This window comes from Pseudomonas sp. SBB6, assembly GCF_024213215.1.
Lineage (GTDB): Bacteria > Pseudomonadota > Gammaproteobacteria > Pseudomonadales > Pseudomonadaceae > Aquipseudomonas > Aquipseudomonas donghuensis.
Genome location: NZ_JANAVH010000003.1, coordinates 176,651 through 200,217, shown reverse-complemented (window position 1 = coordinate 200,217; position 23,567 = coordinate 176,651). Strand labels below are relative to the sequence as shown.

Genomic DNA, 23,567 nt, shown 5'->3' with positions numbered 1-23,567 from the left:
GAGTCAACTCGTAGTCGGACCACCCTTGAGAAAGGTTCATAACGTAGCCACAGGTGCATGAATACTTCGGCATAACTAACCTCCCGCCGCTGGTCGATCAAATCTAACCAATGATCCGTCAGGCTTCTGGAAAAAGATAGTCTTTATACGCTGTGCGTTAGTTTTTCCCCACATACGGGCGGCGATGGAAGACATATCAGTACTTGGCAAATCCGCCTGTACCAGAACTCCACCGGCTTGGTTTGACTTTTTCTCTATTGCTCGAGCTATCTTGGTCGGATCAAGATTTTGCGGCGTATACACATCAATAGTGCCAAGCCCATCAACATGTAAATCCGCAGTGCGCTGCCCTTGAACACCTTTGGCTGACGCGGTGGTCTGGTGAGTAACGTCGTAACCGAGGCCAGATAGTCCTTGCCCTGCACGGATTTCGTTTGAGTCAGGTATTGCACCGGACTCAACCTTTATTTTCCCTGCCGTCGCAGCTCCTTTTGCACCCTGCCCAGCTAATGCCTCACCAAACTTCTTCTCAACCGCTACCAACGCATCCTTGCCGAAGGTATTCGCAATCTTGACAACCACCTTCCCCTTGCCGACCGGCGATGGAGATGGGAAAAACAGGTCAATGGCTATCCCTATACGATCTTCGGTAACCGTCGGCTCAAACAACGCCTCACGTAGAACCCCTGGGGGGAACTGATTGAGAAATGCCACGGTTGCAGGGTTCAGCTTACGCGGATCGCGCTCCCCATCAACAATTCTCTGCAGATCCGTCATGACCTCTTCCGGCTGGAGGTCAAGGAACTGGCCCTGCGCATGCAGTGTGGCAATGCCCTTTTTCAGGCGCGACTCAGCATCCCGGTGTAACTGCTGGTTGTACAGTGTCCCGCTCTGCGCAACCTCCGCTCCTTTCGCCAGGTCACCACCCACCGCAGCTGCCGCCACCAATCCGGTCAACTGCGAAAGCACCACGTGAACGTTGTCATTACCCCGAGCAATCGCCGCCAGCTCATTGCTCATCGCCTCGTTCAAACCAGCAGCCATGGCGCCGGTCTTGAAGTCGCTGCCGGTTGCCTCCGCGAGCAATCCGCCCATGATCGCGTGAGCAAAGATCTTCGGCACGCTGCCATTATCGAACTTGATGGTGCGGTCGCCGACAAAGTTGAAGCCGGTGGCCATCGCAATGGTGCTCGCCTCGCCAACCAACGCCGAGCCGAGGTTGTCACCAAAACTACCGCCATTGACCGCCGTCGAAATGCCGCTGGAAATAACCGCATGGGTTCCTGCGCGAGTGAGCGTATCCGAGGCATTTGCCCAGGTCATGACGTTCTTCGGCGTACTGGTTGCAGGTACAGCCGAACCGTCGGTGACTTTGATCGCGCCCGTCTGGCTACCTTCGGCACCCTTGAACCAAGTGGTGTCGGCATACTGAAGTGCTCCTGCCGTCAGCATTGCCACACCCGCACTCTTCAGGCTCTCTTTACTTAGCGTGTCCTTAAGCGCGGCCCCCAGGTCCCCCTTGTTGTTAATGGTACTGACCGTAGCGGTAGTGGCGAGGCTCGCGGCACCCGCCGCCTGAACCGTGCCCAACCCCAAGCCCGCAGGCCCCATCACCGCCGCCATCAGGATCGCAATCGCCAGCTGTGCCCCAGCGCCGAGCCCGGAGTTGGCGTACTTGAAGCTGGTGTGGATTTCCTCCACCTGACGCCAGTCGATACCGCCCTTGGCTTCGACGTCCTTGAGCCAGGCCAGCTGCGGATCGGCCTTGACCATCGCATCGATGGACTGGCTGACCGTTGCCTGGTCGATATGCTTGATGTCGATTTTCAAGCCATCGACCGCCTTGATCGTCAGCTCGCCTTGTGCGACGAGCTGGCTCTGGCGCAAGGTTTCGTCGGTCTTGCCTTCACCCTTGGCACTGGTCCAGGCCAGGTCGCTCTTGGACTTCTCGTGGCTCTCCTGATGCATGTCCTTGACGGCTTCGAAGGTCACCGAACCACCGCTGTCGATGGTCAGGTCCTTGCCCGACTCCAGCGTGGCGCCCTGGTACAGCTGGTCGCCACCGCTTGCCAGCGTCAGGTTGCCGCCGCTGGTGATCTCGCTGCCGACGGCTTTCACGTCGGTCACTTCATCACGCTGGGTCTGCTTGCTGCCCCAGCCGCCTTTCTTGTTCATGTCGTACAGCGAGTACTCGCTGTCGTTGGCCGCCAGCAGCTCCAGCTTGTCGCCGGCCACCAGGTAGGCTTCGTCACCGGCGCTGGCCTTGCTGGCGATCAGGCGCAGGTCGCGACCGGCGTCGATGGCCAGGTCGCCACCGGCATGTACCTCGGCGGCCTGCTGCTTCACGTCGTCCTCTTGGCGAGTGGTCTTGGTGTCGCCTTTCTTGCCTTTGGAGTACGAATGCTCTTCGTTGGCCAGCGCGCCCAGGGTGACATCGCGTCCGGCCTCCAGGGCGATATCGCGACGGGCTTCGACTTCGCTGGCCAGCACGCTCAGGTCCTGGCCGGCGCTGGCGGTCAGGTTGCCGCCGGCTTTCACTTCACTGCCGTACTGGGTGATGGTGGTGTCGTAGCCGCTGACCCGCCGACGCTGGTACTCGTGGCTGTCGGTGCCTTCCTGGCTGATCAGGTAGAGGTCGCGCCCGGCGTCCAGGTCGATGTTGCGCCCGGCCTCCAGCACACCGCCGACGCTGCCGATGTCCCGGCCCGCGTTGATGGTCAGGTCGTTGGCCGCTTCGATCCGCGCGGCGTTGTCGACGATGTCCTTGATCACATGCTCGCCACCCGCGCGGCCTTCGATGCGGGTAACGCTGCGTTCGTTGATCACGTCGCCGGTCAGCGTGGTCAGGCTGACCTCACGCCCGCTGATGATGCCGCCCTGGGCATTGCGGATCGCGTCGGTTGCCAACAGGTCCAGGCGCCCGCCGGCCTCCATCAGGCCGCTGTTGCTGATGTTCTTGGCCGCGGCGGAGAGGTTGTTGGTAGCGCGCAAGGTGCCGACGTTGGTCAGTGCGCCGCCGCTGATCAGGTTGATGTCGCGGCCCTGGATCAGGGCACCGTTCGGCGCGACACGCCCCTTGGCCTGGGCCAGGTACAGCACCGGCGCGAGGAGTTTCTCGCCGTTGACCTCGACCTCTTCCATCCAGACGATGTCGTGGGTCAGGGCCGCCACCTGCTCGGCGCTGAGCGAGACGCCCAGGCTGAGGTTCAGTGCGCTCTTGCTGGCGATGGCGTTGTCCATCAGGTAGCGGAACAGCGTCTCGTCGCTGGCCATGCCGTCGATGTAGCGTTGCCCGGTCCGGGCGACCACCGCTTCGCGGATCAGGCGCTGCTCGTAGAGGCCGTCACCCAGGCGCTTGAGGGTGTGGTCCGGCTTGATGTTCAACTCGCCCAGCAGGTAGTCGGAGCTGAGGAATTGCTTGAGGTCGGTCAGCGCCGGGTTGGTTTCGACCAGGTACTTGTGCGAGTTGTTCGGCATGCCCTTGTCGGGCACGCCCTGGACCAGCGTCACGCCGCTCGGCAGGCTGCTCAGCGAACTGCCCTGCTGGCCTTGTGCGCTCGCGGAGGAGGGCAGGCCGCTGGTGTTCAGGGTCTGGCCCTGGCCGTTGTCGGCGCTGGCGGTCTGGGCCAGCGGCGAGACAAAGGTGCCGTTGCTGCTCAGGGTACGGTCGGCGTCGGCACCCAGTGCGCCGGCGACGCTGACGACCTGGCCGCTCTGGCCGCTGATACGGAACAGGCCGTTGTCGCCCTGCGGCAGGCTGAAGCTCGGCAGGGTCACCGGATTAACCTGGCGCTGGGCCAGGTCCGGCGGCAGTTGCGAGGTGATCGCCCGGACGCTGGTGTAGGCTTGCTTCGGATCGGCACTGGCGTCGCCGCGCGCGCCGATCCCGCCGACACCGGCGGCATTGGCCCGGACGATGCTGTTGTCCAGGCGCTGGCTGGCGTTGACGGTGACGGCACCTGCGGCCTGGACGACCGCAGGCGAGACCACGGCACCGGCAATCGGGGTGCGGTTGTCGACTACGTTGTAGATGCTGTAAGCCGGGTAGCCGGCCGCGGCCATGACCTGGTCAAGCGTCAGGGCGCCCGGGTTGTAGCTGGCGCTACCGGGGGCATGGGCCTGGTTGAACTCGTTCTTCTTCTGGATGAAGGCGTTGTATTGCCCACGGTCGCGTGTGTAGAAACTGGCCGAAAGGTTACGCTGCTCGCCGCCGGCGACACCGACGTTGTTGAATACGGCCGTATTGATCGTGATGTCGCGGGCTGCGGAGACGGTGCTGTAGCGGTTGCTGAACTCGTTGCCGCTGAAGGTCAGGTTCCCGCCGGTGGTGATGGAAGCGGCCAGGCTGTCCTCGTCAATGACGTCCTGATAGGTCTCGACGGCATAGAAGTAGAGCTCGCAACCCTTGCCTTTGCAGTGATCGTCCGAATAGACGTTGACGTTGCCGGAGGTCAGCTGGGTCTTGGCCGTCAGCTTTTCCTTGCGGTTGATCAGGGTGTTGGCCAGCAGGCTCATGTTGCTGGCGCTTTCGATGCTGCCGGAGATGTTTTCCAGCTGGTTGGCGCGGTTGCCGTTGTCGTCGGCGGCCAGGTTCAGGCTGCCCAGGCTGTACACGTCGGCGTAGTTGTTGGTGACGTTGCCCGCCCGCAGCGTCATGTCGTTGCCGCTGAAGATCAACCCGCGTTCGTTGAGCAGGTTACCGGCGTTCACCCGCAGGGCCGCCGCGCTGCCGAGGGTGCCGTAGTTGTTCAGGGTGGCGGCGCTGGCGGTGAGGTTGCCCAGGGCGGTCAGGCGGCCCTGGTTGGTCAGGACGTTGCTGGCGCTGACGACGGTATTGCCGCCACCGGCGATGCTGGCTGTGCCGCTCAGTGCGATGTTGGCCGCGCTCAGGCCCAGCTCGCCCAGGCTGCTGGCCCGGCCGTTGCCGTTGTAGGTGCCGCGCAGGTTGAGCTGGAAGCTGCCGTCACTGGCCAGCAGGCCGTCGTTGCGCCAGTTGCCGCCAAGGCCCTTGAAGTTCTGGGCCGCCAGCAGCTGGCCGTCGGCGGTTTGCACGAACTGGTCGATGTCGAGTTCCAGGCGGTTGGCCTGCAGCACGCTGCTGTTGGTCCAGCTGGCGGCGCTGATGCTCAGCAGGCCATTGGTGTAGAGCGTGCCGCCGGCTTGCATGACCTTGTCCGAGGCCAGGCCGAAGGTGCCGCTGCCGGTGTGCAGCAATTGCCCGCCGGCGTTGCTCAGGCCGCCGATCTGCAGGTCCAGCTCCTGGTTGGCGGTTTCCAGCACGCCGAAATTGTTGTTCAGGCTACCGGCGCTGATGAGCCGGGTGGTGCCGGTGCGGCCGAGGGCGCGCAGGCTGCCATGGGTGTTGTCGATCGCGCTGCTGCGCAGTTGCAGGTCGCCTTCGCTTTCCAGTTGGCCGAACGGGTTGGTCAGGGCCCCTTCGAGGCTGAAGTCGATCCGCCCGGCGCCGACCTTGCCGCCCTGGCCCGCGACAGCGCCTTCGTTGAAGAACTGCTGCCCCTGGACTGTGAGCAGCCCGGCGGCATAGAGGCCACCGCCACGGTTGTCGAAGTCGCCGGTGATGATCTGGTTGTCGCCGCCAAGGGCGGAAAGGAAGCCTTTCTGGTTGTTCACACCCTGGGTGGCTTCGATCTTCAGGGATTGCGCCTGGGTGATGCCGCCGGTGTTGTCGAACAGGCCGCTGAGCAGGCTGTCGAGCCAGCCCTTGCTGCTGTTCAGGGTGCCGCCGGCGCTGTTGTCGATGCTGCTCGCGTGCAGGTCGAGGTTACCTTGCTGGCTGTCGAGGCGACCGGCCTGGTTCTTCAGGTCGCCGCTCAGGCGCAGTTTGATGTCGCCCTGGCTTTTCAGCGCGCCGCTCTGGTTGGTGAGTTCGCCGGCTTCCCCATCGATGGCGCCGTGCTCGCTGAACAGCAGGCCGTTCTGCTCGTTGTGCAGCTCGCCTTTCAGGCGCAGCACCAGGTTCTGCTGGCTGGCGAGGGTGCCGTCGGCGCTGTTGTCCAGGCTCTGCGCGGTGAGTTTCAGCAGCCCCTGGCTGACCAGCTTGCCGCCGTTGTTGGTGACGCTGGCACTCTCCAGCAGCAGGTCGCCGCCACTGACCAGGCGCGCGCCTTTGCCGTTGACCAGCTTGCCGATGAGGGTAGCCCGGAGCAGCGCTTTGCTGGTGATCTGCCCATTGCTGTTGTCCAGGCTGTCGCCGTCGATTTCCAGGGTATTGCCGTTGATCTGCCCGCCACGGTTGTCCAGCGTGGTGCTGGTGCGGTCGAAGGCCAGTGTCTTGGCGGCCGAGATCAGGCCGCCCTCGCGGTTGTCGAGGCGCTCGGCGACGCTCAGGGTGATCGCATCGTTGCCGGAGATGATGCCCTTGCGGTTGTCCAGCTGCTTGGCGCTGAGTTGTTGCTTGCCCTCGCTGGCCAATGCGCCCTTGTCGCGGTTGTCGAGGGTGCCGGTCAGCGTGACGGTGAGTGCGCCGGTCTTGCTGGAAAGCGAACCTTGCGCACTGTTGTCGAGATCCCCGCCCTTGACCTTCAGGCCCTGCAGGCCGGACATCAGGCCCTTGCCGCTGTTGTTCAGCGTGGCGGCATCCAGGGTCAGGTTGGCGTTGCTGATGATGCGGCCTTCCTGCTGGTTGTCGATGCGCTTGGCGAGCAGGCTGAAGGATTGCTCGCTGAAGACTTCGCCTTTCGCGCTGTTGTCGAGCAGGACGAGCCGCTTGAGGGTCAGTGGGCCCTTGGCGCTGATCAGGCCACCCTGGTTGAGGAGGTCGCCCTCGTGCAGGTCGATTTCCAGCGCCTGCTCGCCGATCAGGCGGCCCTGGCGCTGGATCAGGCGGGTGACCCGCAGCAGCAGGTCGCCCTTGGCGGAAATCTCCCCGCCCAGGCTGGAATCGACCTGCCGGCCGGTCAGGGTCAGGGCGCCGTCGCTGTGGATCCGCCCGCCTGGGTGCTGGTCGTCGATGGCGCTGTTGTTCAGGTCGCCGGTGGTCAGCACCATGGCCTGTTTGCTGCTCAGGGTACCGCCGCGGTTGTCGAGGTCGCCGCTGGTGACGCTCATTTCGCCCTGGGTGATCAGCTGACCGCCCTGGCTGTTGTCGACCTTGCCGGTGCCCAGCTCCAGGCCCAGGCCCTTGTTACCGGACAGCAGGCCCTTGCCGCTGTTGTTCAGCTCGCCGCTTTCCACGGTCAGCGTGCCGACGGCGGACAGGGTGCCTTCTGCGCGGTTGTCCAGCAGGCCGTCGAGCACCGCCTTGATGTCGCCGCGGCTGGCCAGGGTGCCGCCCTGGCTGTTGTCCAGGCTGGCGGCTTCGATGTCCAGGCCCTTGGTCCCGGAGAGTACGCCCTTGAAGCTGTTGTCCAGGGCCTTGGCGATACGCAGGGTCAGGGTGTCGGCACTGACCAGGCGCCCGCCCTGGTTGTTCAGGCCGCTGGCCTTGAGGCTGAAGCCGAGGTCGCTGGAAATCTCGCCGCCGGCGCTGTTGTCGACCTCGCCGATCTGGCGCAGCAGCAGGGTGCCGGGCGTCGAGACCAGGCCATTGTCGCGGTTGACCAGCTTGCCGTTCTGCAGGTCGAGGGTGATACCGGTTTCGCTGAACAGGCGGCCCTTGTCGTGCTGGTCCAGGCCGGTCAGCGTGGCGTCGATCTGGCCCTTGGCGGTGATCCGGCCCTGGGCACTGTTGTCGAGCAGGGTGGCATTGAGCAGGATGCTCGCGCCGCCGATGTTGCCCTTGGCGCTGTTGTTCAGCGTGGTGCTGCGGATATCGGCGATGCCCTTGGCGCTGATCGCGCCGGCCTCGCTGTTGTCCAGGTGGCCGCTGCGCAGGACCAGGCCGGCATCGGTCACCAGCTTGCCACCCTGGTTGTTCAGGGTCGCCTTGCTGGTCACCTTCAGGGTGTCGATACCGGAGAGTAGGCCGCCCTGCTGGTTGTTCAGCTCGGCGGCGTTCACCGTCAACTTGCCTTCGCTGACCACTTCGCCCTTGGCGCTGTTGTCCAGCTTGCCGGTCAGGGTCACCTCCAGCTGTTTCTGGCTGCTCAGGCGTCCGACGCTGTTGAGCAGTTCGGTGCCGCTCAGGGTCAGGCCGTCACGTCCGGCGAGCAGGCCCTTGCTCTGGTTCAGCAGGCGTTGCACGGTGAGGGTCAGGCCGCTGTCGCCGATGACTTTGCCGCCCTGGTTGTCCAGTTGCCCGGTGGCGGTCAGCGTTACCTTGCCCTTGCTGGAAATCTCGCCTTTCTGGTTGAGGATCTGCGGCGCGGTAATGTCGACGCCGAAGTTGCCGCCGATCAGGCCGCCCTGCTGGTTGTCGATGTGGTCGGCCTTGAGCAGCAGGCTGCCGAGGCCGAGCAGGGTACCGCCTTGCTGGTTCAGCGTGCCGACGTCGGCATCGAGGCTGCCGTTGGCGACAATCCGGCCTTTGCCGGCGTTTTCCACTTTCTTGACGATCAGGTCCAGGCGGCCGTCGCTCTGCAGCTGGCCGGCGTTGCTGTTGTCGAGCTTCGTCACCTCGACCCGGGCGCTGCCTTTGGTCGTGGCCGAGCCCTGGTCGCGGTTGTCGAGCGTGCCGCCGGTGACGGTCAGCGACTGGTCGGCGACCAGTGTGCCGCCCCGGTTGTCCAGGGTCTCGCCGTGCAGGGTCAGGCCGGTGGTGCTGGAGAGCATGCCCTTGTCACGGTTGTCCAGCTTGCCGACGGTCACCTGCTGGCTGCCGGTGCTGACCAGGTTGCCTTCGGCGCGGTTGTCGAGCAGTTCGGTGACGTGCGCCTGCAGGCGGTCCTGGCTGACCAGGTTGCCCTTGTTGCGGTTGTCCAGGCTCAGGGCGTTGAGGTCGAGCAGGTGCCGAGCCGAGATCAGGCCCAGGCGGTTGTCGATGGCGCCGCTGGCCGTTACCCGCAGGTCGCTGCCAAGCAGCTTGCCGCCGCGGTTGTCGAGGCTGTCGGCGATGATTTCGGTGCTGGTGGCGGAGACTTCGCCGGCCTGGTTGTCCAGGTGCTGCGCGGTGACCTTGACCTTCTGCCCGCTGGCGAGCAGGCCTTTCTGGCTGTTGTCCAGGGCCTTGGCCTTGACCTCCAGCTCGCTCAGGCCGGTGATCTTCCCGCCCAGGTTGTTCAGTGCGCCGGTCGATTCGACGACGGCCTTGGTCTTGCTGTGCAGCAAGCCGCCCTGGCGGTTGTCGAGGTCGGCCACCTTGACCTGCAGCGAGGTGTCGGCCAGGACCTGGCCGTTGCGGTTGTCCAGCAGGCCTGCATCGACCGTCGTGGTCACGCCCTTGAGGCTGCCGCCCTGGTTGTCCAGCACGCCGGTGCTGTCGACCTTCAGGGTCCGGTTGGCGACCACGCTGGCGCTGTTGCGCAGCGTCTGGCTGGTGAGGGTTACGTCGCCGCGTGGGTTGCGCTGGTTGTTCGGCTCCACGCCGGCTTCGATGATGCCGCTGTTGTCGATTTGGCCAGCGTTGACAGTGATGCTTTCACGGGCCGCCAGGCTCTGGCGGTTGGCCAGTTGCTCGGTGGTGCGGATGTCGGCGCTGGCGCTGGCGTAGGTCTTGCCGGTCAGTTCGGCGCTCTGTGCGGTGATCTTCAGGTCGCGGGCGCTGACGGCCTGGGCCAGGGTCAGCTTGCCGTTGGCATCGATCTGGATGTCGCTGGTGGTGGCCGCCATGTTCCCGGCCAGTTTCACCCCGACACCTTTTTCGGTGCCCACCAGGCGGATCGCACCGGCGTACATGCCGCCCAGCGCCGTACTGTCGATCGCCAGCATTGGTTTGTCGCTGCCGTCGTCGGCACGTGCGCTGGCTTGCAGGCTGTCGGCATCGACGTCGTTGCGCCCGGTGACGATGTTCAGTTTGTTCGCGTAGAGGTTGGCGTTGAGCTTGGCGCTGCGGGTGATCAGGTCGAACTGATCGATGTTGGTGGTGTTGAGCTCGGCGCCTTCGATGGCAATGTCGCCGCCGTCCACCTGGAAACGGTCCAGGCGCTCACCGTCCATGATCGGCTTGCCGGTGGTCAGGGTCGCCCGTGGGGTGTTGATGAAGCCGCAGCCCTTGCAGGTGATGCCGTGCGGGTTGGCGACGATCACCCGGGCGGCCTGGCCAGCCACCTCGGTATAGCCTTCCAGGGTACTGCGGTTGCCACCGGTGACCTGGTTGAGGATCACCTGCGCGGCGCGCCCCTGGAGGTTGGGGTTGCCGACGATGATGCCGCCCAGTTGGGTGCTCTGGGTCTTGTCGGTGGCGTTGTTGAGGATCAGCCCGTTGCTGCCGACGTTGTAGTCGTGGAAGGTGTTGTTCGACAGCCCGCTGCCGTTGGGTGTGGCGATGTTGATGATCGGCACGCCGTTGCCGGCCGCGCCCAGGCTGGTGTTGGCCTGGGCCGCCGCATCCACCGTGACCTGCGCGGCGGTGGCGACGATGGGGTTGAGGAACATCACGCCCGCGATGATCAGCGCGATGCATTGGTTCAGGGGGCTGCGAACGTCCATGTCGAAAATCTCCGGTTACTGCACATGCCCCCTGAGGCGTTGGCTCCTGCCAACGACGAGCGGAATTGAAGGGGCTCTATCGCGGGTGTTGTCTTGATTGCGTCGAGGCGGCTTGCCGGTCAGAAAAACGCGTCTACGCGGAAGTAGATCGGGTGCTCGCGGCGCGTGATGACGTCCGGGCGTTCCAGTGAGCGGGCAAAGGTGGCGCTGGCGGCGAAGTACCGGCCGCGCACGTTGAGCTCCAGCGCATTACCGCTCAGGCGACCGTGTTCATCGCCGTTGCCGGGCTCGGCCCGGATCACGCCGGCGTCGTAGGCGAAGGCCGCGCCGTATTCCTGCAACCAGGGTTGCAGCGGCGTCCAGGTTACCGGGCGGCGCCAGCGCAGCTGGCTGCGCCAGTAGCCGCCGCTGTTGCCGGTGAGGGTCTGCTCTTTGAAACCACGTACCGAATTGAGGCCGCCAACGCTGAAACGCTGGGGGCTGTAGAGCGAGTCTTCGCTGCGTTGGCCGGTGGCCAGGCTGTCGAAGGAGAAGTTTTCGCCCCAGAGCTGGAAGGGCTGCAGGTAGCTCAGGGTCAGGCTGTATTTGTTGTAGCGGGCGACCGGCTCGTTGCCGTGCGGGTCGCCGGCGTTCTGGGCGTCGAGGGCACCGATGCCCTGCTGCCAGCCGGCATCGAGGTTGACGAAGGCGTTGCCGATGCGGCGACCATGGTTGAAGCCCAGCTGGCGCTCGGTCAGCCGGGTGCTGGAGACATCGATCAGGTTGTCGTCGAGGTAGTTGCGGGTACGCAGGTGGCTGACCCCGATGTTCATCGCGGTCTTGCTCAGGTTGTCGCGGTGCAGCACGCGTTCGGCCTGCAACTGGTGGATGCTGCTGTCGCCATCGAGCTTGAAGGGGAAGCCGCTGGACTGGTCGCGGGTGCGGTAGTAGCTATGGTTGTAGCTGTAGTTGAAGGTCCACCAGCCCCAGGGCAGGTTGTAGTTCAGGCCCCTGCTGTCGGAGTGGCGCCAGTGGTCGCTGACCGCATCGCTGCTGGTGCGCAGGCTGAGCTGGTCGGCCAGGCCCAGCGGGCTGTCCCAGTCCAGGCCCAGGCCCATTTGTTGCTCGCCGGTGGTGACGTCGCCGTTGTTGTGGCGGTTGGCCGAGACCCGCCAGGGCTTGTCGCGCTGGCCCTTGAGCTGCACGCGGCTGCCGCCCACTTCCTGGCCGGGCACCAGTTCCAGTTCGGTCTGGCGCGAGGGCAGGCGGTTGAGCTGGTCGACCAGTTGTTCCAGTTCGCGCAGGTTGAGCACTTCGCCGGTCTTGCCGGGGAAGGCCATGGCCAGCTCGCGCGGGCTGGCCAGCTCGGAGCTGTCCAGGCCTTCCAGGCGGCCTTCGACGACGATGATCTGCAAGGTCCCGGAAGACAGGTCCTGCTGCGGCAGGTAGGCGCGGGTGGTGAGGTAGCCGCGGTTGAGGTAGTGATCGGTGATCAGCTTGAGCAGTTCGTTGAGCTGGCCGACGAACAGGCACTTGCCTTCGTAGGGGGCCAACAGGTCACGCTGCTCGCGCTCGCCCAGGTGCTCGGCACCTTGCAGGGTGATGGTGCGGATCTCGAAGCAACGGCCTTCGTCGGCGGGTCCGGTCTTGGGGGTGGGCGCTTCCTTGCCGGGCAGTTGCTGCAGTTCTTCCAGGCGTTTCTGCTGTTCTTGCAGCAGGCGGTCCTGACGGTCGCGGATCAGGTCGCGGTCACCGGGGGACTGGAAGGGGGCGCAAACGGCGCACAGGGGGAGAAGCGCCAAGCCTATCGCCAGGCCGCGTGAGAAAAATGCCATCCTTGGTGTGATCCATCACTTTGAAGCAGGGCAGGAATTCGCAGGTCTGCGAAAAAAGGCTGGCAGAGTACTCGAGATGTCGGATGGCGGCAACATGCTGCTATTTGGCAATTATGCCCTGGAGTGTGCGGTCAGGCGTTGTGGCAGCCGCTAGGGCGAGAGTGCAGCGCTGCGGGGACCGGCGAACGCGCTCGTGCCAAGCCAGCGCACTCTTGCTTGCCGGGCCGCGCGTCGCGGAACCTGAAGTGGATGACCACCGGTCGGGACGGGAACTCTCGCGACTTCCTCAGGCGCACGTTGAAACCTCCGAAAGCCAACCGCCACAGGAGAACGCCATGACGATGATAGCCATCATTCAGCGCCCGCCAGTGCTGCTCGATCGCAGCGCGACGATCGTCCGGGCCGTGCAATCGGTCGCTGAGGCTGCGGCGGCGGTATCGCCTGACAATTGATCAAGGAGTCATTTCATGAGCATTGAACGGTCTTACAAGTGCAGTTGTTTTTGCGGCGCGGTCGAGTTCACCGTCAGCGGCGAGCCGGCCGCGATGGGCTATTGCCATTGCGAGTCGTGTCGGCAGGGCCGGTCAACGCCTTCACGCTGTGGAAACCCGAGGCGGTGCAAGTGACCCGGGGTGCTGACAACATCGGCACCTACAACAAGACACTGCAGAGTTTTCGCAAGTGGTGCAAGACCTGCGGCGGGCACATCTTCACCGAACATCCGGGGATGGGGCTCATCGACGTGTATGCCGCGCTCATCCCGGGTTTCGCGTACTCGCCAGGCGTTCACGTCCACTATCAGGAGAGCGTGCTGCGCATCAAGGATGGATTGCCCAAGCTGAAGGATGTCCCCAAGGCGTTGGGCGGATCGGGCATCAGCATGGACGAATAGCGCTAGCAAGGTACGTTTGCTGATCCCAACTTGTTTGATCATCAGAACATCCTTCAAATAGGCAGACGGATCATGCCCATTGACCCGCGCCAGCGCGGTTTCTGACCGTAGCCATCGTCAAACGTACTGCGCCAAAAATGTGCCAAGGTGGTTTGTTTTTCGATTGTACGTAAATTGACGATCTGCACGCTCAGCCAGCCCCGACCAAGGCAGTGATACAACCGCCGTCGCTACGTTAAGATGCGAGCGGGTCGACCAGGGAGGTACACATGACCATCAGTTGGACGTGGACAGCAAACGACAAGGCCGAGGCGGTACCGTCTATTGGTGATCAGTACATTTCCATGGACGAAAACGTTTTGTGCCTGCGCAATCCCATGCCTGCGGATTCAGCGTTCATGGCAAAGATGTTCTCTGCCACGATAGTCATTACGCTACTGCTGTGGGTATGGATGTTCTGCGCCGTGATCAATGACACGCCATCCGCTGAAGTCTGGGTGCTTTTCATTCCCCTGCTCATGCCGCTGGGCGTTTCGTTGTTCCTTTTTTACCGAATCCACTTGATCAGCAGTCAATCGAACTTCTATTTCAATCGCCGCACCCAGAAAATCTACTACCTCAAGGGCAAGACACTGCTTGTCGGTGACTGGGGGAATGTCAACGCCGGCATAATCGGGCGAACCGAGTTTTCCGGCCGGTCGTTCAGTAGTACTACTTCATTAATCCTGAATGCGTTCGATAGCCATCAAGACAGCCTGCAAGCCCGGCAGAATGCCAAATCCTGGGCACCCACCTATAGCATCTGCATAGACAGCAATGAACCCAGCGATCCACGGCCGATCTTCGTTGCTCAGGTGTGGGAATACATTCGTCAGTTCATGGCCCATGGCCCGGATACACTGCCCGTTCCTCAAGAACCCCACTGGTGGTCTGTACCGCATAACGCTATCTGCCTGACACCCCGTCAGGCATTGCGTCATTACGTGCCTTGGCGCACGGGAGAGCCGGGGGAAGAGCAGGGCAAGAAATGGTGGCTGATGCCTCTCTGGTTGGTGTTCTTCCCGTACAACGTCTTCGTTGCGCTTTGCTGGTGGATGACCTGTCGTCTGTTGCGCGTACGTCCGGCGGCGGTACCGCAACAAGCGTTTGAAGGTGAGTCCGGTACAGCAGCGGCCATGGACCTGACAGCCAGGACTCTTGGGCCCTAGCGTTTTGCCGACAGGCTGGCGTAGCGAGACGTTGCCATGCATGAGAAAGCCCTTGAATCGCAAGATTCAGGGGCTTTTCGTTTCTGCTGTTTGAGGTAGGGCAATTGTGCCACTACGCCGCGCTTTACTTTTTCTGACGCCAGAATACTATCAACCACCATTGGCCCAGGCCTGAATTCAGTGTGCTTTGCAGCGCACGTGCCTCTATTCGTTCGAAGCAATCAGAGAAAACATGATTACCATCCAAGAGCTCAACGACTTCATCAGCAATCCGGAATTGAATGACAGTATCGGGCAGGTCTGGGCCTTGATCGGCCAGCACTTCGAACAAGCGCAGGCGACCCTGCCGGCCGAGCAGGCAATGCCGCGCCGCGAATTGTCCTTTCATGATCATGTGCGCCTGCTGGGCTATCTGTCTCTGCTGATTGCCGAGGTGCCGGGTGATGTGGTGGAAATCGGCGTGTGGAAGGGCAAGTCGCTGGTGCTGATGAATGAGGTGTGCAACCGCGAGCGCCGCATCATTGGTATCGACCCGTTCGCGCTGCCAAACCAGTTCGAAGAGTTCAGCCACTACAAGCAACTGATGCTGCCTAATGCCGAAGTGATCCGCGGTTTCTCGGAGCTGTGTGCCGAGCGCTTCTACAGCCTCGCACCCAAGGTCGCGCTGTTGCATATCGACGGTGGTCATGCCGGCCGCAACGTGTTGCTGGACTTCCTGCTGTACTCACCGAGCGTGGTGCCTGGCGGCTTTATCGTGTTCGATGACTATGGTGATTTCCAGCATTCGCCCGAGGTCGGACCGGCTGTTGACCTGCTCAGGGCCACGGGCTACTTCAACGGCTTCCATGTACTGGGCTGTGTGCATGGCTTCGAGAACAGTTACGTGCTTCAACGCATGTAATCGATCCAGGCGGGTGTGCCGTGCTCAGGGCTGGCACACCAGGCGCTGTCGCTCATAGTTCAACGCCTTGTCGCGCTCAGGCAAGTTGTATGGTGCGCTGCACTGGCGCTCCCCCCATTTGATTGTCAGGCTGCCCTGGTCTTCTTCCAGTAGTACCAGCGCCTTGCCGTTGGGGTCGGAAATCGCCAGTTGTTTGCCGCTGGCATCTTCCAGTGAAGCGCCGAACGGGATCATCCCGCCCTGTTCGTCGAACAGCTCGAACTGTACCCGCCGCCCGCTCTTGCCGGTGTAGCGGGCCACCACCACGGCGCCACGGCGAGGCACCAGTTGCTGGGTGGCGTTGTCGATCTCAATGTCACCGCCCAGCTCGCGGGTGTCCAGGCTGATCCAGTTGACCCGGTAAGGTTGTGCGCTGGGGATCACCGCGTAGCCGTTGCGCCCGGTTTCGACGCCGCTGTAGCTGCTGATCTTGGCGCCTTTGACCCCCGGCACCTGGGCCAGGGCGAAGGTTTCGCCGACGGTCTGGCCCAGGTTGATGCCGCCTCCGTGGGCGACCACGGATCCGGCGACGTTGAGGTTCTGCGAGTCGTAGCCGCGGCCCTGGCTGTAGCCCAGGGTGATGTCGGCCACCGAGGTGCGGGTGTTGAGGTTGGCCGACGCGGAGTTGCCGCCGGAGCTGCTGTTGCCGCCCTGTACCGAATAGAACGTGTCGCTGGTCTCGGACAGGTAGCCGTTGACGCCGACCTGGGTGCTGTCGCCGCCTTTTTGCGTGCTGGTGGTGATGAATGCACGCGGCGCGCGGGCGCGGCTGCCCAGTGGGAAGGACACTGACAGGTTGAGCTGGGTATCGCTGCTTGAGCCGCCAAAGCCATCGCCCAGGTCTTTGCTGCGGGTGACGCCGATGTTGTAGCTGGCTTCACCCCAATTGTTGCTGTAGCCGGCCGAAAAGCTCTGCGAGCCGCCGCGGTTCCAGTAGCGCTGGTCGCTGGCATTGACGTACAGGCTGCCCAGTTCGCGGTTGCGGCCCATGCTCTGGTTGATGGTCAGGTCGGTGCGGGTCTTGGAGTTGCCCGGGCGCCGTTCGAGGTCGCTGCTCAAGTCCTGGACGTGGTCGGTCAGGGTGCGGAAACCTTCGGTGGAGTAGCGGTACGCGGCCAGCGTGAAGTTGGTGTCGGTGCCGGTGAAGGTCTTGGCGTACAGGGCGCGTACACTATTACCCTGGGTGGTTTGCCCCTGTGCGCGGCTGCTCGAGTGGGTGACGTCGAATGACACGGCGCCCAGCGCAGTGTTCTTGCCGGCGCCCAGCGACAGCGCCTTGTAGTTGTCGCTGGCCTGTACACCGATGATGCCGGTGAGGTTGCTGCTGATGCCGTAGGCCAGGGTGCTGCTGAGAATGTTCGGCGTGGCCATGCCGTCGGTGTTGCTGTTGTATTGGCCGGCCGAGACGCTGTATTTCACCTGGCCTTCACGGACCATGATCGGCAGGCTGGAGAACGCCTGGGTGGTCACCCGGCGGCGACCGTCGGTTTCGATGATGGTGATCTGCAGGTCGCCGTTGGAGCCGGACGGGTAGATATCGCTGATCTCGAACGGCCCCGGTGGCACGCTGGCGGTATACAGGATGTAATTGTTCTGGCGGATCTCGACGGTGGCGTTGGTCTGCGCCACGCCACGGATGATCGGCGCGTAGCCGCGTTCGCTGTCGGCGCGCATGCCTTCGTCGGACGCCAGCTTGACGCCACGGTAGCGCACGCTGTCGAACAGGTCGGTGTCGCTGAAGATATCACCGGCGCTGAACTGGCCCTTGATCGCCGTTACGTCATGTTGCAGGTAGCTGCGGTTGCTCTTGAAGGTGCTCGGGCGGCCGGTGCTGCTGGTGAAGTTCGACTCGTTGCGAAAACGCCAGGCACCGAGGTTGATGCCGTTACGCAGGCCCAGGTTGTTGGCGATGCGGGTGTCGGCCTCGCCGGCGCTGCGGCTGCTGTTGAACTGGTAGTTGATAAACGCCGCAGGCACGCCGTCGTCCCACAACGCGGGGTCGACATAACCGCGAATACCACGCTGCATCGCCACTTGCGGTACGCTGGCCGCCAACTGCAGGCGGGCGGCGTCATAGCGCAGGCTGGCCTGTTCGATCATGGCGGGCAGGTCGTAGCAGCTTTGCGGGGCGTTCGGGTCGAACTTGCCTTGGGCCTGCAGCTTGTTCATGTCGATGCCCAGCTGTTGCAGCAGTTCCAGGGTCAGGCAGGGCTCGACACGGCCGGTGGCCGGGTTGCGGTTGAAGTCGACGTCACGCCGGCCCACCAGCACTTCGTTGCTGTACAGGTCGACCCGGTAATTGCCCGGCAGTACGCTGTTGGCCGACAGCAACAGTTGCAGGTCAACCGACGACGGCGCGCCTTGCAAAAAGGTGGTGTTGAAGGCTTCCAGTTGTTGCGCATCGCTGGCGTGCTGTTCGGCCAGGGCCGGCAGCGCGGCAACTACCGCCAGCGACAGGGCGCTCAACTTCAACAGGCTGGCCGTTGCAGAGTGGGCGCGCAGGCGTTGGCCGGCGCAATGAGTTGGCCTGTTACCGGAAGAAAAAGACATGCAAAGGAACCTGTATCATCGTCAATGACGACTGGGCGCGGCGAGGGGCGCAATCACGCGCAGGATTAAAGCCTTGGCCTCAATCGTTATTGTTTCGTCGGCGCTTCGGCAGCAGTACTGGCGTGGCCGCTGGACAGTGTCGCGGTGTACTGACTTTGCGCACCGTAGTCATTGATGCTGGAGAACATCAGGCGCACGTTGTTGTCGGCGCTTAGCGTTTTCACCGGGAACGTTTTTACTTCACCGGGCGCCACCATGGTCGAATCCACGGCCAGTTCGCTGTGTTTGCCCGCCTCAAGTTTTATATCCGCCATCGACACGTGATACAGGCTCGGATTATTGACCTGCAACAGGGTCTTGCCGCTTTGGCGAAGCAGTTGCCATTGCAGTTCGGTCGGCGCCAGCAGGGCATTGCCTGGCAAGCCGGCGGGGCGGAAGAAAATCTTGATGCGCTGGCGCACAGCCAACTGCAAGGTGTTGGCCGCCGCCGCCGCCTGAGGGATTTCCTGCACGTTGAGCCAGACCACCGACTCTTTGTCGGCGGGCATGCCCGTGCCTTCGTACAACACCCGCAGCAATTGCTGTTCACGGGCGAACACCCGTGCCAGTGGCGGGGTGACGGCAAAGGGCACGCTGCGCTGGGTATCGTTGTCGTCGACCCAGGATTGAATCAGCACATCCTGGTTGCCATTGCGCACGGTGACGTTGGCTTCCTTGTGGTTGCCATCAAAGACAATACGCGTGGCACTCAATGAAATACTGGCCATGGCCTGGCCGGCCATGAGCATGCCGAGCAACCCCAGGCATGCGGGAATAGAACGACGCAACATGGTGTGTACCGTTTGATTCAGGGCTTTTGATTCAGCGTCAATGGCGAGGCCGGGCGGCCTCGCACATAGCAGTTCCGGCGCTACGCGTTATTCGTATTGCAGGATGAACGGCAGGGTGGCGTCACCGCGACCGGCAGTGGCGGTGCCCGCTGCGCCAGTGGTGACGTAGGCGGCGGAGAAGTTGAGGATCGCGTCGCCACCGGCAGCACTGGTACCGTGCATGTCGCTCTGGATTTTGGCAGTGGTTTTCGAGCTCAGGTCGATCAGCGCGCCGTTGCTGTCGAGCAGGGCGATACCGACGTTGGCTGCAGTGCCGGTGCCTTTGGTCAGGGCCAGGACTTTCTTGCCGGTGACCAGGCCCGAACCGCCGCTGGCAGCGTCAAAGATCATCGAGACTTTGGTGCCCAGGTTGCAGTTGACGTTGAGGTTGAAGTCTTTACCGGTCACACGGCCCGAGGATGGGCTTTCGGCGGTGCCCATGTCCTTGATCGACACAGTGCCCATATCGACGGAAATCACTCGGTCGGCGTTGGCGCCGTCAACCGAGCAGGCGTCGTTGTTGATCACGCCGGTGAAGGTGATCTTGCCACTGCCACCTTGAACAGGGGTCGGATCGGCAGCCAGGGCACTGCCGGAGGCGGCAATGACGGACAGGGTGATAAGGGCCAGTGAGAACTTCTTCATGGTGATGTCCATTTGTATTGGTTGGAAAGTGCTGCATGAAAATGCCAATACACAATAGGCCGCGGGGTGTTTGCCGAACATCAGACGATTCTTATAAGGCCGGCGCTGAAGAAGTGGCGGCTACTTGCGCAACAAAGCCATTATCGACGGATGACGTTGTTGCCATGCCGGTTAGTTGAAGATGCTGCGCTCCAAACAATAAGTCAGTAAATCCTGATCACTATTAACCTCCAGTTTGCGCATGGCCGAAATCTTTTGCGCGCTGATGGTTTTGGCACTTCGGTTCTGGCTGCGGGCAATATCGCTAACACTTTTACCGGCGACAAACAGGCGCAGTATTTCGAACTCCTTGGGTGACAGGGTGGCGAACCGATCCTCGATCGCCGCCGTGGTTTCGATGACCGAGGTTTTCGCCGGCTCCAGGCTGCGATACTGGCTCTGTTGGGCAACGGCCTTGAGTGCCAGCTGGATTTCCGTGTGCAACTGGCTCTTCTGGATTACCCCGACCACGCCCAGCTCATGCAGGCGGGTGAGAATCAGGTGGTTGGAGATCATCGTCAGAATCAGCACCTGCAACTGCGGAAAGTGCCGTTTCAGGTAATCGACCAACTTCAGGCCGTCGCCGTAAGGTGAATCGGCCGGCATGTTGTAGTCAGTGATCACCAGGTCCACCGGTTGTTGCTCAAGCCGTTCGATCAGCCCTTTCGAGCACACGGCCTCGCCGACCACGCAAAAACGTTCGTCACGTTCTACCAGTTCGCGCACGCCAAGCAGCACGATAGGGTGATCGTCCGCGATGATGACTTTGAGTTTGTCCATAAAGGCCGTCCGTAGTACCGGTATAGAGGGTTAGAGGGTGTCCATACGGCCGCAGGTAAGCCTGATTGTTGTTACTCGAGCGCATCCACAACAGCGGCAAGTCGGCTCAGTATCTGCTGCACCTTCAGGTTCAGGGGCGCATCGAGCACCCCGCCTGCCAGCTGACACTCCAGCGCCGTGCAGTGTTCGGCCAGGTTGATGGCCTGTACCGCGCCCAGGGCGCCGGCGATGCTGTGCAGCCTTTGGGCAACGATTCTACCGTCACTTTGTTCCAGCGCGCAGCGGATCAGTTGCAAGTCATCGCGCATGGTGCTGATGAACAGCGGGCGCATCTTCTCGGAAAGCTGCAGGTTATCACTGGCCTGGACGGCTGCGGGGGCGGTGAGGGTATCCGGCTCGACCCTCGCGGCGGCGCTGTGCAAGGCCGGGCGACAGAGCTTGAGCAGATGGCCGCGCAGGGTTTGCAGGCTCAGCGGTTTGACGATCCAGGCGTTCATGCCCACGGCAATGCAGCGCATGCCTTCTTCGCGCATGGCATTGGCGGTAACACCGACAATCGGCAATTGCGGGTCATGCTCGCGCAGTGTGCGGGCCAGTTCATAGCCGTTCATGACGGGCATGTTGACGTCAGTCAGCACCAGGTCAAAGACCTCGGGTTGCCACAGGTGCAGCGCCTGTTCACCGTTGCTGGCCACCACCGCGGTGCAGCCCAGGGCCTCGAGTTGCTCCTTGATGATGGCCTGGTTGATCGGGTTGTCTTCGGCCACCAGGATGCGCAGTTGCAGGTTGTCGGCCGGTTGTTCCGAGGTTTGCTGCTCAGCCAGCGGCTTGCCTTGCCGGGCCAGGGCGACCGCCGCGGCGATTGCGCGCACGCTGTGCAGGTCGACGTCCCAGCCCTGCGCGCTGTATTCAGGCGGGTTGCGCCCGCCCGCAGTGCACAGCACCCGTGGCCCGGGCCAGGCCTGCTCGGCGGCGGTCGGCAGCGCATCGACCAGAATCGCCGGCGCATGTTTGGCTTCCAGCGGCTGGGGCGCCAGCGTGGCAGGGACGCCCAGGCGGACAAGCCAGTCGAGCAATGATTGCGCCAGCTCCTGTACCGGCGCGCGCACATATACCGGTACGGTGGAGGTTACGCTTGGCGTACTGGCGGTCGCTTCGGCTGGCAGCACCGGCAAGCTCATGCGCAGGGCAAAACTGCTGCCCAACCCGGGCTCGCTGACCACTTTCAGTTGCCCGCCCATCATTTCGCTGAGCCACCAGCAGATCGGCAGGCCCAGCCCGGCACCGCCTTCGCTGCAGGCATCCTGGACCTGATAGAACAGCTCGAACAGCTTGGCCTGCTGCGCCGTGGAGATGCCGATGCCGGTGTCGGTGACCTGCCACTCCAGGCTGACACTGGCGTCTTCGTGGGCCAGCACCCGGGTGCGCAACACCACGCGCCCGGTATCGGTGAACTTGATGGCATTGCTCAACAGGTTGTTGAGGATCTGGCGAATACGCATCGGGTCGCCCAGCAGGCGCTCGGGCAGGGTGGCGTCGGTGCAGGCATAGAGCTGCAGGCCCTTGCGCTGGGCGAAGGCGGCATAGGTGTGCAGGGTGTCTTCGATCAGGTCCAGGGGGCAGAACTCGATGGCCTCGATGGCCATCTGCCCGGACTCGATCTTCGACACGTCAAGTACGTCGCTGATCAGTTGGAACAGGGTCGCCGAGGAGCGCTGGATGGTCTGCAGGTATTCCTGCTGGCGTGGCTCCAGGCGGGTCAGGCCGAGCAGTTCGAGGGTCCCGAGTACACCGTACAGCGGGGTGCGGATTTCATGGCTCATGGTCGCCAGGAACAGGGTCTTGGCTTCGTTGGCGGCATCGGCGGCGCGTCGGGCTTCTTCCAGTGCGGTGGCATCCTCGATGTGCCGAGTGACGTCGTTGAAGGCGTACAGGCGTACGTCCTGGCCCTGATAGCGGGTCGAGACAAAGCCCACCTGCAGGTGACGGCCGTCGATTTCCAGGTGGGTTTCGCCCGTTTCACCCTGGTCGTGGCGGCGTTCCAGGGCATTGATCAGCTTGGCGCTGCCCGGCGATTGCTGGGCGCGCTGGTTTTCCATCAGTACCTGGTTATCGGCGCGGCGCACCACGCATAATCCGGTGGGCGCGGTATCGATGACCACGCGGCTGAAGGCTTCGCTTTCGGCGATACTGGCATGGGCCTGGCGGGCCGGCAGGATCACTTGCCGGCGGTACCAGCGGTTGGCACCCCAGCCCATGGCGATGACCCCGAACAACAAGGCACCAAGGCTTGCCAGTGGCCACAGGGCATAGCGGAAAAAGCTGCTGTAGTTGAGGGCGTAGATGGCGGTCCAGCCCGGGCCCGCGTGGTTGACCAGCTTGAACACCAGGCCTTCGGGCTTGAAGTTGATCCCTTCATGCAGCGGCGATTGCGGCCACAGCGATCCAATCAGCACCTGGCCGGAAGGCGCCACCAGAGTGAAGTGGTCATAGATCGACCATTCCATGGTGCGTTCATAATCATTGGCCTGGGACAGGTCCAGCACGCTGGCGATCATCACCTGGGTGTCGGCGCCTTTGATGTGTATCTCGTCTGCGGCCAGCTCGATGCCGATATACGCCAGCAGGCGCTCCGGGCCAGGGCTCTCGGCGCTCGGGCCATAATGCTGCCAGCAGACCTCCCCCTCGTTGAGCAACTGATGATCGCGCGGCAGGCGATCGACCACGGTCTTGACCATGTCGATGAACGTCTCATTGAGCGGTACGGTCTTGGTCCGTGAATGGCCGGCGGCCGGCACGGTAATGTCGAAGTTGCCGTGCTGGTTGAACAGAAATACATGCGGCGACTGGTAATGTGAAGTCGACCAGAAGGCACTGTAGAACGTCGCCAGGTGCACGCCGAGGGAAAAGATCTTGGCATGTTCGCTGGCGGCGATTTTTTGCGGGTCGATTTTTGCGCTGAAGGGCATGGAGTAGGAAAACTCCTGGCCCTGATAGATATTCGGGCCTTCCTCCGGCAAGGCTTTCAACAAGCGAACTTCGGCATTCTCGCCCTTGAGCAACTCGCCCTGGTGGCTGCGTTGCGCCAGGTTGCGCAAGAACACTTCCTGCTCGCGGATGTTTTCCATCAGCCGGGCAAAATGAAAGCGCACGGTGTCGTGCTGCTCTTCGACCAGGCGCTGAAACGACCAATAGCTGGTGCCCACCAACAACAACGCCAGCCCGAGCAGCACCATCATCCCTTTGTTCAGGCGCAACGAGCTGCGGGTGAGTTTGTCCAGCAGGGCGTTGTCGTGCTTCATCAGGAACTTCCGCAATAACGGTAATGTAGGTGGCTGGATGGAG

At 62.7% G+C, this 23,567-nt stretch carries 9 protein-coding genes and 1 pseudogene; 3 read left to right on the top strand and 7 right to left on the bottom strand.

The genetic code is table 11. The annotated features are described in order from the left end of the window. Positions 1–75: 75 nt before the first annotated feature. Positions 76–10,485: a DUF637 domain-containing protein gene (locus tag NLX68_RS06965; RefSeq protein WP_254283440.1), complete on the bottom strand. Its 10,410-nt coding sequence runs from the start codon at positions 10,483–10,485 to the stop codon at positions 76–78. A 119-nt stretch (positions 10,486–10,604) separates the two neighbouring features. Continuing rightward, entirely contained in the window at positions 10,605–12,299 is a 1,695-nt protein-coding gene (locus NLX68_RS06960) for a ShlB/FhaC/HecB family hemolysin secretion/activation protein (RefSeq protein WP_254283439.1), read from the bottom strand. Between the two features lie 467 nt (positions 12,300–12,766). Here NLX68_RS06960 and NLX68_RS06955 point away from each other — a divergent pair. The 3 genes and pseudogenes from NLX68_RS06955 (at position 12,767) to NLX68_RS06945 (ending at position 15,300) form a co-directional block, all read left to right on the top strand. Next, positions 12,767–13,191 (top strand): annotated as a pseudogene (locus NLX68_RS06955) (GFA family protein). A gap of 269 nt (positions 13,192–13,460) precedes the next feature. Continuing rightward, positions 13,461–14,399, top strand: coding sequence for a hypothetical protein (locus NLX68_RS06950; protein WP_254283437.1), 939 nt, complete (start codon positions 13,461–13,463; stop codon positions 14,397–14,399). 232 nt (positions 14,400–14,631) lie between these two features. Then, complete coding sequence (locus NLX68_RS06945) at positions 14,632–15,300, top strand: class I SAM-dependent methyltransferase (RefSeq protein WP_010223154.1); 669 nt, start codon at positions 14,632–14,634, stop codon at positions 15,298–15,300. A gap of 24 nt (positions 15,301–15,324) precedes the next feature. Here the strand turns inward: NLX68_RS06945 and NLX68_RS06940 are convergent, their stop codons facing one another. From NLX68_RS06940 to NLX68_RS06920, 5 genes are all read right to left on the bottom strand, one after another. After that, positions 15,325–17,889, bottom strand: a complete 2,565-nt coding sequence (locus NLX68_RS06940) for a fimbria/pilus outer membrane usher protein (RefSeq protein ID WP_254283436.1) — start codon at positions 17,887–17,889, stop codon at positions 15,325–15,327. 86 nt (positions 17,890–17,975) lie between these two features. Further along, on the bottom strand, positions 17,976–18,719 hold the full coding sequence (locus NLX68_RS06935) for a molecular chaperone (RefSeq protein ID WP_254283435.1): 744 nt from the start codon (positions 18,717–18,719) through the stop codon (positions 17,976–17,978). Positions 18,720–18,806: 87 nt separating this feature from the next. Then, entirely contained in the window at positions 18,807–19,403 is a 597-nt protein-coding gene (locus NLX68_RS06930) for a fimbrial protein (RefSeq protein WP_026001321.1), read from the bottom strand. A 171-nt stretch (positions 19,404–19,574) separates the two neighbouring features. Further along, on the bottom strand, positions 19,575–20,222 hold the full coding sequence (locus NLX68_RS06925) for a response regulator (protein WP_254283434.1): 648 nt from the start codon (positions 20,220–20,222) through the stop codon (positions 19,575–19,577). A gap of 71 nt (positions 20,223–20,293) precedes the next feature. Continuing rightward, a complete protein-coding gene (locus tag NLX68_RS06920) occupies positions 20,294–23,524 on the bottom strand; it encodes a hybrid sensor histidine kinase/response regulator (protein ID WP_254283433.1) in 3,231 nt (1,076 codons plus the stop codon). Positions 23,525–23,567 lie beyond the last annotated feature (43 nt).

What these genes read in the sequence shown, in the direction of transcription:
- NLX68_RS06965 (WP_254283440.1), bottom strand. Translation starts at nt 10,485, where the DNA reads ATGGACGTTCGCAGCCCCCTGAACCAATGCATCGCGCTGATCATCGCG.
- NLX68_RS06935 (WP_254283435.1), bottom strand. Translation starts at nt 18,719, where the DNA reads ATGTTGCGTCGTTCTATTCCCGCATGCCTGGGGTTGCTCGGCATGCTC.
- NLX68_RS06930 (WP_026001321.1), bottom strand. Translation starts at nt 19,403, where the DNA reads ATGAAGAAGTTCTCACTGGCCCTTATCACCCTGTCCGTCATTGCCGCC.
- NLX68_RS06945 (WP_010223154.1), top strand. Translation starts at nt 14,632, where the DNA reads ATGATTACCATCCAAGAGCTCAACGACTTCATCAGCAATCCGGAATTG.
- NLX68_RS06950 (WP_254283437.1), top strand. Translation starts at nt 13,461, where the DNA reads ATGACCATCAGTTGGACGTGGACAGCAAACGACAAGGCCGAGGCGGTA.
- NLX68_RS06920 (WP_254283433.1), bottom strand. Translation starts at nt 23,524, where the DNA reads ATGAAGCACGACAACGCCCTGCTGGACAAACTCACCCGCAGCTCGTTG.
- NLX68_RS06940 (WP_254283436.1), bottom strand. Translation starts at nt 17,889, where the DNA reads ATGTCTTTTTCTTCCGGTAACAGGCCAACTCATTGCGCCGGCCAACGC.
- NLX68_RS06960 (WP_254283439.1), bottom strand. Translation starts at nt 12,299, where the DNA reads ATGGCATTTTTCTCACGCGGCCTGGCGATAGGCTTGGCGCTTCTCCCC.
- NLX68_RS06925 (WP_254283434.1), bottom strand. Translation starts at nt 20,222, where the DNA reads ATGGACAAACTCAAAGTCATCATCGCGGACGATCACCCTATCGTGCTG.